Source organism: Enterococcus sp. AZ149, from assembly GCF_051714285.1.
GTDB classification, from domain to species: domain Bacteria; phylum Bacillota; class Bacilli; order Lactobacillales; family Enterococcaceae; genus Enterococcus_D; species Enterococcus_D entomosocium.
Window position 1 is genome coordinate 330,106 of the sequence record NZ_JBIORO010000001.1, and the last position, 14,180, is coordinate 344,285.

Annotated in this window: 12 protein-coding genes; 9 read left to right on the forward strand and 3 right to left on the reverse strand. The window is 44.5% G+C overall.

What is annotated here, in order from left to right; all coding sequences use genetic code 11:
- Window positions 1-103: 103 nt before the first annotated feature.
- Complete coding sequence (icd, locus tag IGI94_RS01600) at window positions 104-1,354, reverse strand: NADP-dependent isocitrate dehydrogenase (RefSeq protein ID WP_086332916.1); 1,251 nt, start codon at window positions 1,352-1,354, stop codon at window positions 104-106.
- Complete coding sequence (acnA, locus tag IGI94_RS01605) at window positions 1,347-4,043, reverse strand: aconitate hydratase AcnA (protein WP_438899346.1); 2,697 nt, start codon at window positions 4,041-4,043, stop codon at window positions 1,347-1,349. The genes icd and acnA overlap by 8 nt, the downstream gene beginning before the upstream one ends.
- A 235-nt stretch (window positions 4,044-4,278) precedes the next feature.
- Between acnA and IGI94_RS01610 the strand changes: the two genes are divergently transcribed.
- The 4 genes from IGI94_RS01610 to spx all read left to right on the forward strand — a co-directional run bounded on the left by IGI94_RS01610 (window position 4,279) and on the right by spx (window position 8,494).
- Complete coding sequence (locus IGI94_RS01610; protein ID WP_438899347.1) at window positions 4,279-5,640, forward strand: citrate/2-methylcitrate synthase; 1,362 nt, start codon at window positions 4,279-4,281, stop codon at window positions 5,638-5,640.
- A gap of 232 nt (window positions 5,641-5,872) precedes the next feature.
- A complete protein-coding gene (locus IGI94_RS01615) occupies window positions 5,873-7,306 on the forward strand; it encodes a peptidoglycan DD-metalloendopeptidase family protein (protein WP_438899348.1) in 1,434 nt (477 codons plus the stop codon).
- 286 nt (window positions 7,307-7,592) lie between these two features.
- On the forward strand, window positions 7,593-7,994 hold the full coding sequence (locus IGI94_RS01620; RefSeq protein WP_195265438.1) for an Asp23/Gls24 family envelope stress response protein: 402 nt from the start codon (window positions 7,593-7,595) through the stop codon (window positions 7,992-7,994).
- Window positions 7,995-8,044: 50 nt separating this feature from the next.
- A complete protein-coding gene (gene spx / locus IGI94_RS01625) occupies window positions 8,045-8,494 on the forward strand; it encodes a transcriptional regulator Spx (RefSeq protein WP_010748641.1) in 450 nt (149 codons plus the stop codon).
- Between the two features lie 147 nt (window positions 8,495-8,641).
- On the opposite strand, the gene rpsD is transcribed toward spx, so the two are convergent.
- Window positions 8,642-9,253 carry a 30S ribosomal protein S4 gene (gene rpsD, locus IGI94_RS01630; protein WP_005227158.1) on the reverse strand — a complete coding sequence of 204 codons (612 nt, stop codon included), beginning with the start codon at window positions 9,251-9,253 and terminating at the stop codon, window positions 8,642-8,644.
- 367 nt (window positions 9,254-9,620) lie between these two features.
- Here rpsD and IGI94_RS01635 point away from each other — a divergent pair, with 367 nt between their 5' ends.
- The 5 genes from IGI94_RS01635 (at window position 9,621) to IGI94_RS01655 (ending at window position 14,174) form a co-directional block, all read left to right on the forward strand.
- Window positions 9,621-10,418: a formate/nitrite transporter family protein gene (locus IGI94_RS01635; protein ID WP_005227159.1), complete on the forward strand. Its 798-nt coding sequence runs from the start codon at window positions 9,621-9,623 to the stop codon at window positions 10,416-10,418.
- A gap of 217 nt (window positions 10,419-10,635) precedes the next feature.
- Window positions 10,636-11,412, forward strand: coding sequence for a Cof-type HAD-IIB family hydrolase (locus tag IGI94_RS01640; RefSeq protein WP_005227160.1), 777 nt, complete (start codon window positions 10,636-10,638; stop codon window positions 11,410-11,412).
- A 118-nt stretch (window positions 11,413-11,530) separates the two neighbouring features.
- Window positions 11,531-11,953 (forward strand): methylglyoxal synthase, encoded by a 423-nt coding sequence (locus IGI94_RS01645; protein WP_008376307.1) that lies wholly within the window; start codon window positions 11,531-11,533, stop codon window positions 11,951-11,953.
- A gap of 37 nt (window positions 11,954-11,990) precedes the next feature.
- On the forward strand, window positions 11,991-13,226 hold the full coding sequence (pepT, locus tag IGI94_RS01650) for a peptidase T (protein ID WP_005227162.1): 1,236 nt from the start codon (window positions 11,991-11,993) through the stop codon (window positions 13,224-13,226).
- Window positions 13,227-13,376: 150 nt separating this feature from the next.
- Window positions 13,377-14,174, forward strand: a complete 798-nt coding sequence (locus tag IGI94_RS01655) for a TIGR00282 family metallophosphoesterase (protein WP_010748642.1) — start codon at window positions 13,377-13,379, stop codon at window positions 14,172-14,174.
- The last annotated feature ends 6 nt before the right edge of the window (window positions 14,175-14,180 follow it).

Below are 14,180 nucleotides of genomic sequence, written 5' to 3' on the forward strand. Positions count from 1 at the left end.
AATGAATTCCCCCTTTCATGCTCTAAGTATAGTTTCTCAGAAGGTGGAAACGCAATCAAGCTGCGGTTGAGCAGGCAAATGCCGACTCAATCACAGCTTGAGTTTACGAATGGATCAGCTGAAGGAGGTGTTCACCAAACGCTTGTGTCGTTAAACAGACCGCTTCGGGCATCAACTGTGCGAAGTCGGCAGTGACGTGTTGATTTTGCAAGGCTTGTTCAATGGCTTGCGTCAGTATTGCAGCAGCTTCCGGCCAGTTCAAATGTTCTAATAGCATGCACGCCGATAGCAGCAGTGAACAGGGATTGGCTTTGCCAAGTCCTGCGATATCCGGTGCCGTTCCGTGGGTAGCTTCAAAGATGGCTGCCCCAGTATCGTAGTTGATATTGGCGCCGGGGGCGATCCCGATGCCGCCAACTTGTGCAGCGAGTGCATCAGAAATGTAGTCGCCGTTCAAATTACAAGTGGCAATGACATCGAATTTTTCTGGATACAAAAGGATCTGCTGTAAAAAGTTGTCGGCGATCACATCGTTAACAACGATCTTTCCAGCCGCTTTGGCCGAGGCAAGGGCGGCTTCGGCTGCCTTTGAACCATTTTCTGCTTTGATTTTGTTGTATTGATTCATTGTAAAACACTGGTCGGCGTACGTGGTTTCTGCAAGCTGATAGCCCCAGTTTTTAAAGCCGCCTTCTGTAAATTTCATGATATTGCCTTTATGCACCAGTGTCACCGTGGGCCGCTTTTGAGTAATCGCATACTCAATGGCAGCAGCGATCAAGCGCTGACTGCCTTCTAAAGAGATCGGCTTGATGCCAATAGCGGAAGTTTTAGGAAAACGAATCGCCTTGACGGCAAAGTCTGCTTGCAGTGTCTGGATCAAACGCTGTGTTGCGTCGTCGTCTTTGGCAAATTCGATGCCAGCATAAACATCTTCAGTATTTTCGCGAAAGATCACCATATCGGTTTTTTCTGGCTGTTTTAAAGGCGAAGGGACCCCTGTAAAATAGCGAACAGGTCTGACACAGGCATAAAGATCCAGCGTCTGCCGTAAGGTGACATTCAAGGAGCGAAAGCCCTCGCCAATCGGGGTAGTCAACGGTCCTTTCAAGGCGTATTGCTGGGCCTTGATCGTATCGATGGTTGCTTGCGGCAGCCATTCCCCTGTCTGTTCAAAGGCGGCTTCTCCAGCGAAAACTTCCAGCCACTCGATGTGGCGCTGATTGTCATAAGCTTTATTCACAGCTGCATCAATCACAGGTTGCGCAGCCTGCCAAATCTCGGCACCGATGCCGTCTCCTGCAATGTAAGGAATGGTGATCGTCGTTGCTTCATGGGTTGTTTGGTTAGACATGGGCAGCTCCTCCTAATTCCGCTTTTTTTCGAATGACCATTGGCAAAATTCCTTGATGCTTCCAATAGCGAATATCTGCCGGGGCATCAAAGCGTAGACGGGTCATAAAGGAGACAGTCCCTCCGTCGGTCCGTTGAGCGGTGACTTCGACCAGCTGCTTGACCGCTGGCTCTTCTGGCAAAGCGATCGAGAATGTTTCGCTGCCATCTAAAGCAAAAGAGGTGGCACTTTCACCAGCCAGATATTCAAGAGGAATGATCCCCATCATGACCAAGTTGCTGCGATGGATCCGTTCGAAGCTTTCTGCTAAGACGACTTTAACGCCTAACAATTGTGTCCCTTTGGCGGCCCAGTCGCGAGAAGAACCCATGCCATAATCTTTACCAGCTAAAATGATACAGCTTTGGCCGGCTTTTTGGTAATTCATAGCGGCGTCAAATATCGACAAGGTTTCCCCAGTTGGAAAATAATGCGTGACACTGCCAGTACTGCCAGGAACCAGCTGGTTTTGCAGACGGATGTTGCCGAAAGTCCCCCGCATCATAATCTGATGATTGCCGCGCCGCGAACCAAAGGAATTGAATTCACGATACGGAACTTCTTTTTCTTGTAAAAATTTTCCAGCTGCAGAATCCATACTGATGCTGCCGGCAGGAGAAATATGGTCAGTGGTGACGGAATCACCCAATTTTGCCAAGACTTTCAGATCGGCTAAGACATCTGGTTTAGGCAATTCTTTGGTCAATGTTTCAAAGTAGGGTGGATGAGCAATGTAAGTAGATTGTTCCTCCCATTCATAACATGCGCTCGTGGTGGTTTCGATCGCATTCCAGCGTTCATTGGCATCAAAAAGATGCTCATAGGCAGCGCGAAATGCTTCTGGTCCGACGTATTCTTGAACGTAAGTATTGACTTCTTCATTGCTAGGCCAAATATCAGACAAATACACCGGCTCGTCATTGACGATAGCTAATGGTTCTTTTGTAAGATCTTTGCGAGTGCTGCCAGCGATCGCATAGGCAACAACTAACGGCGGCGAAGCCAAATAATTGGCTTTGATCTGTGGATGGATTCTTCCTTCAAAATTCCGATTGCCTGACAGAACCGACGCCACCAGTAGATTTTCCGCCTCAATTGCTTCAGCGACCGGCGCTTCTAAAGGACCGGAATTTCCGATACAGGTGGTACAACCGTAGCCCACTAAATAAAAGCCGAGTTGCTCTAAATACGGCAGCAAACCACTGTTTTGCAAATAGGTGGTCACGATCTGGGAGCCAGGTGCAAGGGAGGTTTTGACTGTACGAGGGACGGTCAAACCTTTTTCAATGGCTTTTTTGGCCAATAAGCCTGCAGAGAGCATGACGAAAGGATTGCTAGTATTCGTACAGCTAGTGATCGCCGCCAAAACGATATCGCCGGTCTCTAATTTGTCTGCTGCAGCATCTGGCCAAGTAACGCTGGCTTCTTTTTGCCATTCATCCTCCGAAAGTCCAAAGCCCTTGGGACCAACGGCTGCCGTGACTGATTGTTCGAAATCCTGACGGACTGCTGGAAGCAAAATCCGATCTTGCGGGCGTTTGGGGCCCGCTAATGCCGTCTGAACTTCTGCTAGATCAATGGTGATCGTCTTAGTATAGGTCGGCACGGTCGTTTCATCATAAAAGAAATGGTTGGCTTTGGCGTAAGCGGTAACGAGTTCGATCAGCTCGCTGGAGCGCCCGGTCGTTGCCAAGTAGTTCAAGGTCTCTTGATCAATCGGACAAAAACCGCAAGTGGCACCATATTCAGGGGCCATGTTCGCTAATGTCGCCCGATCGGCTAAGCTCAAATGACCATAGCCCGGGCCAAAGTATTCGACAAATTTTCCAACCACTTTTTCGATCCGCAGCACTTCGGTTACTTTTAGTGCTAAATCGGTAGCTGTGGTACCTGCAGGCATCTCGTTGATAAATTTCACCCCGATGACTTCAGGTGTAGGAAAGAAAGAAGGTTCGCCAAGAATCGCAGCTTCCGCTTCAATACCGCCAACCCCCCAACCGAGGACCCCCAAACCGTTGATCATCGTGGTGTGAGAATCGGTTCCTTGCAATGTATCAGGAAACAGCAGACGTTGGTCTTCGTGTGTTTTTTGCAAGATCACATCAGACAATGATTCGATGTTGACTTGATGAATGATCCCTGTTTCAGGCGGAACGACTTCGAAATTGTCGAAAGAACCTTGTGCCCATTTCAAGAATTGATAGCGTTCTGCGTTGCGTTCAAATTCCCGCTCCGTATTAAAAGCGATCGCCCCAGGCGTACCGGCTTGATCGACTTGCAAAGAGTGGTCGACGACGAGTGTGACGGGGATCTCAGGATTGATGTCTTCTGCGGCACCGCCTAAAGCGACCATCGCATCCCGCATGGCAGCCAGATCAACAACTGCAGGCACCCCAGTAAAGTCTTGCAAGACGACCCGCTCTGGTTTGAATGGCACGACACCGGTAGGGCTTTCTGCCTGCCAATTCGCTAAAAATGGTAAATAATCCTCTGTAATTTCCTCGTCTTGATGACGAGCAACACTTTCCAATAAAACTCGAATGGAGTAGGGCAAGCGAGATAAATCAGCCCCTAAGTCTTGGGTGATTTTCGCTAAGTCAATATACGTGTATTGGGTGTCATTGACGGTGAGTTGAGTTTGCCACTTCATAAGAATCCTCCTTTTTACGAAGATAATCGTACTTATTAGGAATAATTATACGTTGATAATTTAAAAAATCAATTAAATTTATGAAAAATATTTCATTTTCTAAACATCGTGCTATAATGTGTGAAAGTTTGTTAAAAAGCAACGATTTTATAGGATGACTATTTTAACGATGTTTGTATACGGTTAAATAACATTGTAGTCGATAGTTTGTAGAAAGATTGGAGGTAACATCACCGTGGAAAGATTAGAAAAGAAAGAGAAATTGTCCTATCTTGCATCGCAATGTCAGAAATACAATTTGATAGATATGAATCTTTATTCAGAATATGATGTAAAGCGTGGACTGAGGGATTTAAATGGCACGGGGGTCTTAGCAGGTCTTACGACGATCTCCACCATTTATCCAGAAAAAATCATTGCCGGCAAGCCAGTTGAAGCTTGTGGCGAGCTGCGTTATCGCGGAATTGACATCAATGAGTTAGTATCAGGGTTCGTCAATGAAAAACGTTTTGGCTTTGAAGAAATTGCATATTTATTACTTTTCGGCGAACTGCCAAACAAAACAGAACTTGCGGCATTTCATTGCCTATTAGCAGAAAAACGTACTTTGCCGACCAATTTTGTGCGTGACGTCATTATGAAAGCACCTTCTTCTGATATCATGAATAGTTTATCTCGCAGTATCTTGACACTGGCAAGTTATGATCCGCAAGCAGATGACATCAGCATTGAAAATGTATTGGAACAAAGTCTGATGCTGATCAGTGTCTTTCCGCTCTTGGCAATCTACGGCTATCATGCCTACAATCATTACAATCAAGGGGAGAGCATGTACATCCACCGCCCGACCGAAGAGTTGAGTACAGCTGAAACGATTTTGACTATGCTGCGTCCAACGAAAGAATATAGCTTCCAAGAAGCCCAAACATTGGATATGGCACTTGTTTTGCATATGGAACATGGCGGCGGGAATAATTCGACCTTTACGACACGAGTCGTTACCTCCAGTGGGACGGATACCTATTCAACGATTGCTGCAGCGCTAGGTTCTTTGAAAGGACCTAAACACGGTGGCGCCAATATCAAAGTGACGGAAATGATGGGAGATTTGAAGCGCAACGTTGCTGATATTACCGATGAACAGGCCATCCGCACTTATTTGGAAGCAGTCCTAGATAAAGAAGTATTTGACCGTAAAGGATTGATTTATGGCATGGGCCACGCGGTTTACAGCGACAACGACCCCCGTGCGGCGATCTTTAAAAATTATGTAGCCAAACTGGCACAAGAAAAAGGATCAGAAGCTTGGCAAGAATATCAATTGTATACGATGGTCGAACGCATTGCTCCTCAAGTCATCAATGAAAAGCGCAAAATCTACAAAGGAGTCAGTGCCAATATCGACTTTTTCAGCGGGTTTGTTTATAACATGTTGGATCTACCAGAAGAACTGTATACACCAATGTTTGCTATTGCACGGATCGTTGGTTGGTCCGCCCATCGGATCGAAGAGCTGGTCAACGCACAAAAAATCATGCGCCCCGCCTATAAAGAAGTGTCAAATGATCGCGAATATATCGATATAGAGTCAAGATAGATCAAAACAGCAGGGAGGACGCTCGCTGCTGTTTTTGTTTTGGACATTTGAAAAGATGGTATTGAGCTGTTTTTGCGTATTTTTACTAGAGAGCAAATGAATGGCTTGGATCATTCATTCGTTAGAAAAATCAAGTATTTCTCCTTTTTCATATAGGAATGCAAAAATTGATTACAAAGTTTCTTGCATTTTTTGTATGATAGAGGGAGGAATAAAGGAGGAAAGTTCACGAATGAAAATAAAGAAATGGATGGCAATTGCCATTATTACCAGTCAATTTTCAACATTGCTGCCAGTATCAGCGGCGGCGGCTGTTTTAACGAGCGAGTCTACTGCTGGTCAAAATACAGCTGAGTCAACGGTTCCGGGAGTGGACGGGCCAACAATGGGCTTGGTCCCTGAAGATGCCGCAACGGTACCAGGAGAAAACGGCGAAGTAGTTCCAGGAGAGTCAACACCTGTTCCTGAACAGCCAACACCAGAACCATTGCCAGAACCGGAACCAACCCCGACGCCAGAACCAACACCAGAAGAACCGGCACCAAATCCTGATCCAGAGCCGAATCCAGAGCCGAATCCAGAGCCAGAACCAACACCTGAGCCGGCGCCAGAACCAGAAGAACCAGCACCAAACCCAGAACCAGAGACAACACCAAATCCAGAGCCAGAATCAACACCAAGCCAGCCTTCGCCTGACATCAAAGAAGTACCTAACGTACCAGAGTTGACGGTAACGCCGCCGCAAGAAGATGAGCCAGCAAAATTTGAAGTCACGCCAGTCAAAGAAACGTGGGACTTTATTATGGAGATTGGAGAAGATGCTCGTAAAGTTGGACAAGAAGAAAATCTTTACGCATCGGTCATGATTGCACAAGCGATTTTAGAGTCTGGTAGCGGAAGAAGTCGTCTGAGCCAGGAGCCTTTTTATAACCTATTTGGTATTAAGGGACTTTATGAAGGGAATGGGATTTCCTTCCAAACGCAAGAAGACGATGGTTCCGGTAATTTATACACAGTTCATGCCACGTTTCGCCAATATGACAGTATCGAATCTTCTTTGAAAGATTATGCGAAATTGTTGAAAGAAGGATTGGACCACAATCCGAATTTTTATAAAGGTGTTTGGAAATCAGAAACGGAGTCTTATGAAGATGCCACGGAATATCTGACCGGGCGTTATGCATCAGATACACAATACAATGAGAAGCTAAATGCGCTGATCGAAGCATATGCTCTGACGAGTTATGACAAAGAGAAACCAGAATTACCGACAGGCAGCGAACAGATGATCTATCCTGTCAGCAATCCAGTTGTCTCTTCTGTCTTTGGTCCACGAGGCAATGGGTTTCATCGTGGAGTGGACTTCGCCGCCCCGCAAGGAACGCCGATCATGGCTAGTCTTTCAGGAACGGTGATCCGCTCAGAGTATCATTCTTCATGGGGGAATTATGTTGCTATCGAGCACAAAGATGGGCTGACGACATTGTATGCGCACAATCATCGCAATTTAGTGGAAGTCGGTCAAACGGTCGAACAAGGCGAAGTGATTGCTTCCATGGGAAGTACGGGGAACAGTACAGGTCCTCACTTGCATTTTGAAGTTAGTCTTTCACCTAGTTTAGCCCGGCATCAACTGATTGATCCATTAGATGCCTTGTCAAAATAACAAAGAATAAAAGAGAGCAGTGTAGCTGCTTTCTTTTTTTTGTCAAGAAAAACGAATCATTTCAGGGAAATTATGCTTTGAGATTTTTTTAGCGCATTTATTTTATTTTGCACGATAAATTTATTCCGAAAACAAGTGTTTTTCTTTGTAAAAAAAACAAAAAGAATTTATGCTAGAAAGGTAGGGAAAAAAATTCCCAAGAGGAATGTCCACTTTAGACAAGGTCGTGTATGCGACTTTGCGATGTCTCTAGTATCCTTTCTTATTTAACCAAGGAGTGTGAAAAATGACTGACGATCAGCAAACAACGAATGTGTCTAATGAAGCAGCGCAAGCAAGTCCACTGTCCTTTGAAGAGAAAGTCATTGAAACAATTGTTGGTGTCGCTTTGCAGTCAATTGATGGCTTGATTAGTGTAAATGGCAGATTTCTTTCAGATATGACCGAAAACCTTGAAGAACAGCCGCAAGTCGCTTCTGGCATTGATGTGGAAGTTGGCAAAGAAGAGGTTGCAGTTGATTTGGAAGTAATCGTGGCTTACGGCAAAGATATCCCCAAACTCTTTGCGCAAGTCCAAGAAGTGGTCTTAGAAGAAATTAGCCGCTTGACTTCTTTGAAAGTCAAAGAGATCAATATTCGAATCGCCGATATCGTCAAACAGGAAACGATCAATCAAATCGAAGGCTGAGCACCAGACAAAAAATCGAAGTACATCAAAGAGAAAGGAAGAATGAACAAATGATATCACTATATACAACACCCAGCTGTACGTCATGTCGTAAAGCCCGTGCATGGTTGACCGAAAATGAACTACCATTTAAAGAGAGAAACATTTTTAGCGATCCATTAAATAGTGATGAACTAATGGAGATTCTTTCTTTAACGAAAAATGGAACGGAAGACATTATATCTACTCGTTCGAAAGTGTACCAAAAGCTAGACATTGATTTAGAAGAGTTGAAGCTAGAAGAGCTGCTTTCATTGATCGAAAAATACCCGAACTTATTGAAACGACCAATTATCTTAGATGAGAACAAGCTCCAAGTGGGGTACAATGAAGAAGACATTCGTAAATTTGTGCCACGAAACTTACGAAAGATCATTTTCAAACGACGCCAAACAGAGCTGCTCATGTTTAATTATCGCCAAAAGCAAGAAGAAGGCGAATCTGTTGCGAACTTTATCTAAAATAGGAACAAAACCGGCAAATGAATACAGCGATGTATCATTGTCGGTTTTTTTGGTATTTTTTTAAGGGTCTTCTTAAAGGGTCCGTAAATCCGTTGAGTCCACAAAAAAACACGATTCCCAAAAGGAATCGTGTCGTTTGAAATCTTAAAGTTTTTGGTTGTAGAATTCAACGACTAGTGCTTCGTCAACTTCTGCAGACAATTCATCACGCTCAGGTAAACGAGTTAATGAACCTTCTAATTTTTCGCTGTCAAAGCTTACAAATGACGCGCGGCCAGCTGTTGCTTCAACTGCTTCTTTGATTGTTGAGATGTTTTGTGATTTTTCACGAACGCTGATGACTTGTCCAACTTCAACGTGGTATGAAGGGATATCAACGCGTTTGCCATCAACTAAAACGTGACCGTGGTTTACTAATTGACGTGCTTGACGACGAGTAGTTGCTAAACCTAGACGGTAAACAACGTTATCTAAGCGTTGTTCTAGCAAGATCATGAAGTTAACACCGTGTTTACCTTCTTTGATTTTGCTTGCTTTGATAAACAATGTACGGAATTGACGTTCGTTCATGCCATACATATGACGCAATTTTTGTTTTTCAGTTAATTGCATGCCGTATTCTGATTTTTTGCCACGGCTGTTTGGTCCGTGTTGACCTGGAGCGTATGGGCGACGTGCCAATTCTTTTCCAGTTTCTGATAAAGAAATTCCTAAACGACGAGAAATTTTCCATGATGGTCCTGTATAACGAGACATAATTTAGTTCCTCCAATAAAATAGTTTGGAGTAAAATAATCCGTTGAAAAACTCACATTCGTGCAGTTCGTTCTTCAATCTTCACCTTTGCAGCCGCGGTTACGCAATTGCACCCGAGGGGCAACGAACTGGTGACGAGCTGTTATTTTCCTGCTGCATTATTTTACACAAGGAATAGTATACGACAAACTAGGGGCAAAAGTCAAGATGGAGCTGGCTTTGGATTTGATGAAAACAAAGCTTGAAATTTTTCATTAATTACTTATATTTTCAAATATCTCTTTACAAATCAGCATTTCGTCATTAGAATATGGAAGTATTGTGCAAATTATAACGAAGTAAAATTTTTCATAAAAGGAGTAGAAAAATGAATCCAGTATCCCCATTATTTGAGAAGATCGATTCATCCATAGAAAAGAAAATCGATTTGATCAAGAGTAGTTATTTGCGTTACGCTGTACGTGCGATGATGGCTTGTTTATTCTTGACCCTCGGAACAGCTATTGCTTTTGCGATCGCTATGAAAGGTGAATCAATGGTTCACGGGTTAGGAAAAATTTTGTATGCATTTATGTTTAGCTGGTCTTTAGTCATGATTCTTTATATGAACGCAGAATTAGGAACATCGAATATGTTGTATATGACTGTTGGGGTTTACCGTAAACGTCTAAGTATTCCTTTGGCATTGAAAATTTTGCTTACGTGTGTCTTGTTCAACTTGATCGGCGGGGTGATCTTCGGCTCGATCGTTGCGCTAACGGGACCTTTTCAAGGGCTGACCGCAGACAACTTTATGCTGACCTCGATCACTGCAAAATTAGAAAAATCCACTATTCAAATTTTAGTGGAAGCGATGTTCGCTAATATCGTGGTAAACACAGCCGTGTTGGTAAGCATGCGGATGAAAGACGATGCTGGAAAAGTCGCAGCAATCATTTTCATCATCTTCATCTTTGCTTTCTTAGGCTTCGAACACGTCATCGCTAACTTCCCAGCGTTTACCTTAGCTTTCTGGGCTTCAGGCGGACACTTGGCAGGCATGACTGTCGGCAGTGTGATCCATAATTTAGTTTTTGCCTTTATCGGTAACTATATCGGCGGTGGCTTGGTCATGGGACTTGGCTATGCATGGTTGAACAACTCAAAATCGACCTATGTCGACTAATCAGAACCTACAAAAAGAAGCAGCGATGCTTCTTTTTTTCTTTTCTCTAAGATTTCTCCAGGAAGAAGCTATCATCCCTTAACGGAGCGTTGAAATCAGCGGTCATTTGTGTTAAGAATAAGTATGTACGGTTTTTCTTGCTGTTTTTTGTAAAAATGACCGCAACCAAGACCAAAATCTTAGTTACTTCTTAATAGAAAGCGAGCCTTAACCTTTTATGAATCGGAAATTCTTTGCCTTTGATATTGATGGAACCTTGCTTGACTCGAACAAACAGCCACTAGACAGTACGCTAAAAGCCCTTGATCTTCTGCGAGATGCTGGCCATTTCGTGACCGTTGCCACTGGGCGCAGTCGTTTTCACGCCCAAGACATTATTCGTTCGTTGTCCTTTGATAATTACATTTTATGTAATGGGGCAGCCGCCTTTCTTTCGCATCAGCAGGTGTATAAAAATTTGCTCGATGAAACGCAATTGGCTGCTTTCGTGGCAGAAGCCCAAGAGCTTGGGATCGACACGGCCTTTGTCGGGATGGATACAGCGAAACGAGCGTCTTCGTTGGATATTGCTAAAATGGAAGCAGCGATGCATTCCTTTGGTGCCCAACTTCCTGAGTTGGACATGGACTTTCCTGAAGAAAAAGAAGTCTATCAAGCATTGGCTTTTTACGGAAAAGAGTATGAGCATTTCTTTGACGAGAAATACAGCAAACTGCGTTTTGTACGTTGGCATGAAAACAGTGTGGATGTCGTTCCAAAAGAAGGCTCCAAAGCAGCAACGATCCTGTGTGTCGCAGAACAATTAGGGATAGCGCAAGAAGATGTGATCTGTTTTGGTGATGGCCAAAACGATCGTGAAATGCTGACTGCCGCAGGTGTCGGTGTGGCAATGGGCAATGCGGTCCCGGAGATCCAACAAGTCGCAGATATGGTGACCGCTAGCAATGATGAAGATGGCATCTGGTTAGCCTTGAAAGAATTACAACTGATTTAAAAAGGAATCCTTTAGACATAGCACAGTCGATTTGCGGCATCTGTGCTATGTTTTTTTGTTTTTTCTCGGTCGCAAAGAAAATAAATTGGTACAATAGAAAAAAGGGGGAATGCAGCAAATGAAAATCGCATTGATTGCTCATGATCGAAAAAAGGATGTAATGGTAAAATTAGTGACTGCCTATCGAGAAATTTTAGCGCAGCATGAACTTTTCGCAACAGGAACTACGGGGAAGAGGATCGAAGAAGCAACCCAATTGCCTGTCCACCGCTACAAATCAGGGCCGCTGGGAGGAGACCAGCAAATTGGCGCCATGATTTCGCAAGATGACTTGGACATGGTGATCTTTTTGCGCGATCCTTTAGCCGCACAACCCCATGAACCAGATGTAACGGCATTGATTCGCTTGTCAGACGTGTACGAGATTCCTTTAGCCACCAATATGGGAACGGCAGAGATCTTGCTGCGCGGGTTAGCAGCTGGCTTTGCTGATTTTCGACAAGTGATCCACGAAACGGACAATCGTCCCCTGTCGTTATAAAGATAGTAGAAGAATTGAAGAAAAAGGATGTGCAGAATTGAAAGCAATCTTAAAGGATTTTTTGACCTATGCAAAAATGAATACTCGCTCGGATGCCACGAGTCAGACCATCCCAACGACGCAGGGACAAGTTGAGTTGGCTCTTTTATTGAAAGATCAGTTGATCGAGATGGGATTAGCGGATGTTGCTTACTATGAAAAGAATAGTTTTGTGATCGGACGTCTACCTGGTAATCCTGAAAAAACGGCGATTGGCTTTATTGCCCATGTAGATACGGCAGATTTCGAAGCTGAAAATATTCAACCGCAGATCCATGAAAATTACGATGGCAAGGATGTTTGTTTAAATAAAGAAAAAGCCATTTATATGACAACTGCTGAATTTCCTAATCTCAAAGACTATGTCGGCGAAACGTTGATCACAACGGATGGAACGACCCTGCTGGGTGCAGATGATAAAGCTGGTATCGCAGAGATCATTGATGCGCTGCGGATCTTACAAACGATGGATGCGCATAAGCGTGGCGATGTCTGGGTCGCTTTTGGTCCTGACGAAGAGATCGGGACTGGCGCTGATCGCTTTGATGCGGCGGATTTTCCAGTAGCATTTGCTTACACGATGGACAGTGGTCGCGTGGGCCATATGGAGTATGAAACCTTTAATGCGGCTCGTATCGATATAACGATCGACGGTACGAGTGTGCATCCTGGGACTGCCTATGGTCGTTTGGTCAACGCCTTGAAAATCGCGCATCAAATCGATGATGCCTTACCAGCAGAGGAAGTTCCTGAACGCACCCGCGGGTATGAAGGCTTCTACCTGCTGCACAATTTGACGGGACATATTGGTCGAGCAGAAGTTTCTTATATCATTCGTGATCACGATCATACGCTTTTTGAACAGCGAAAAGCTAACATCGTGGGGATCATTGATGAACTGAACACAGCCTATGGGCAAGAACGTATCACCTATACGCTGTATGACCAATATTACAATATGGGGGATTTGATCAAGAAAGATCCCCGCAGTATCGAAGCTGCCCGAGCAGGGATGCAAGCGATTGGCGTGACGCCGATCGAAGCACCGTTTCGTGGCGGGACCGACGGCTCGAAAATCACCTATAAAGGGATCCCAACACCGAACTTATTTGTCGGCGGTGAAAACTTCCATGGCCAGTATGAATTTATTACCGTGGAAGCGATGGAAAAAGCCCGTGATTTGATCGTGGCGATCGTAGAACACGTAGGACAAGAGGACACCACTGTTTCCTAAGAGAATTAAGCGACACGCTAGACTGATGCGAAAGAGTCTAGCGTGTTTTTTTGTCCTGCTGCAGGGAAGAACCGCAAGTGAAAGAACCTTTTTTTTCTGGACCAAAACCCTTATAATAGAAAAGAAGCTAAAAGAGAAGAGGAAAAATGTGTGCGGGTATTATTCATTGGAGATGTAGTTGGTTCATTAGGAAGAGAAACGATCACGGAGTACCTTCCAAAATTAAAAAAGGCGTATCGGCCACAGGTGACGATCGCAAACGGCGAGAATGCGGCGGCGGGTCGTGGGATCACTGGTAAAATCTATAAGAAATTTTTGCAAGATGGTGTCGATGTCGTGACACTAGGCAATCATACATGGGACAACCGTGACATTTTTGAATTTATTGGCGATGCGAAGAAAATGATTCGTCCAGCCAATTTTCCAGAGGGAACACCGGGCGTCGGCATGGTATTTGTGAAAGTCAACACCATTGAATTAGCGGTAATCAACATGCAAGCTCGCTCGTTCATGGTAGACCTTGATGATCCGTTTCGCAAAATGGATGAACTGGTTGCGATTGCCCGCAAACGTACACCGTTTATCTTTGTGGATTTTCATGGGGAGACCACCAGCGAAAAACAAGCGATGGGCTGGTATTTGGATGGCCGTGTTTCGGCAGTCGTCGGCACGCATACCCACGTCCAGACCAATGATGCGCGGATTTTGCCCCAAGGAACAGCTTATTTGTCAGATGTCGGCATGACTGGTCCTTATGATGGGATCTTGGGGATGAAACGCGAACCAGTCATTGAAAAATTTTTGACGGCGTTGCCGCAACGGTTTGAAGTGATTGAAAAAGGCCGCAGTATTTTGTCGGCTTGCTTGCTTGAGATTGATGAAGCCACTGGTAAAGCAAAATCGATCCGTCCGATCCAAATCAGTGAAGATCGCCCGTTTACAGAATAGGAGAAG

Excerpts from the sequence above, each read along its gene's own strand:
- icd (WP_086332916.1), bottom strand. The coding sequence starts at position 1,354 with ATGTCTAACCAAACAACCCATGAAGCAACGACGATCACCATTCCTTAC.
- acnA (WP_438899346.1), bottom strand. The coding sequence starts at position 4,043 with ATGAAGTGGCAAACTCAACTCACCGTCAATGACACCCAATACACGTAT.
- IGI94_RS01615 (WP_438899348.1), top strand. The coding sequence starts at position 5,873 with ATGAAAATAAAGAAATGGATGGCAATTGCCATTATTACCAGTCAATTT.
- IGI94_RS01620 (WP_195265438.1), top strand. The coding sequence starts at position 7,593 with ATGACTGACGATCAGCAAACAACGAATGTGTCTAATGAAGCAGCGCAA.
- spx (WP_010748641.1), top strand. The coding sequence starts at position 8,045 with ATGATATCACTATATACAACACCCAGCTGTACGTCATGTCGTAAAGCC.
- rpsD (WP_005227158.1), bottom strand. The coding sequence starts at position 9,253 with ATGTCTCGTTATACAGGACCATCATGGAAAATTTCTCGTCGTTTAGGA.
- IGI94_RS01635 (WP_005227159.1), top strand. The coding sequence starts at position 9,621 with ATGAATCCAGTATCCCCATTATTTGAGAAGATCGATTCATCCATAGAA.
- IGI94_RS01640 (WP_005227160.1), top strand. The coding sequence starts at position 10,636 with ATGAATCGGAAATTCTTTGCCTTTGATATTGATGGAACCTTGCTTGAC.
- IGI94_RS01645 (WP_008376307.1), top strand. The coding sequence starts at position 11,531 with ATGAAAATCGCATTGATTGCTCATGATCGAAAAAAGGATGTAATGGTA.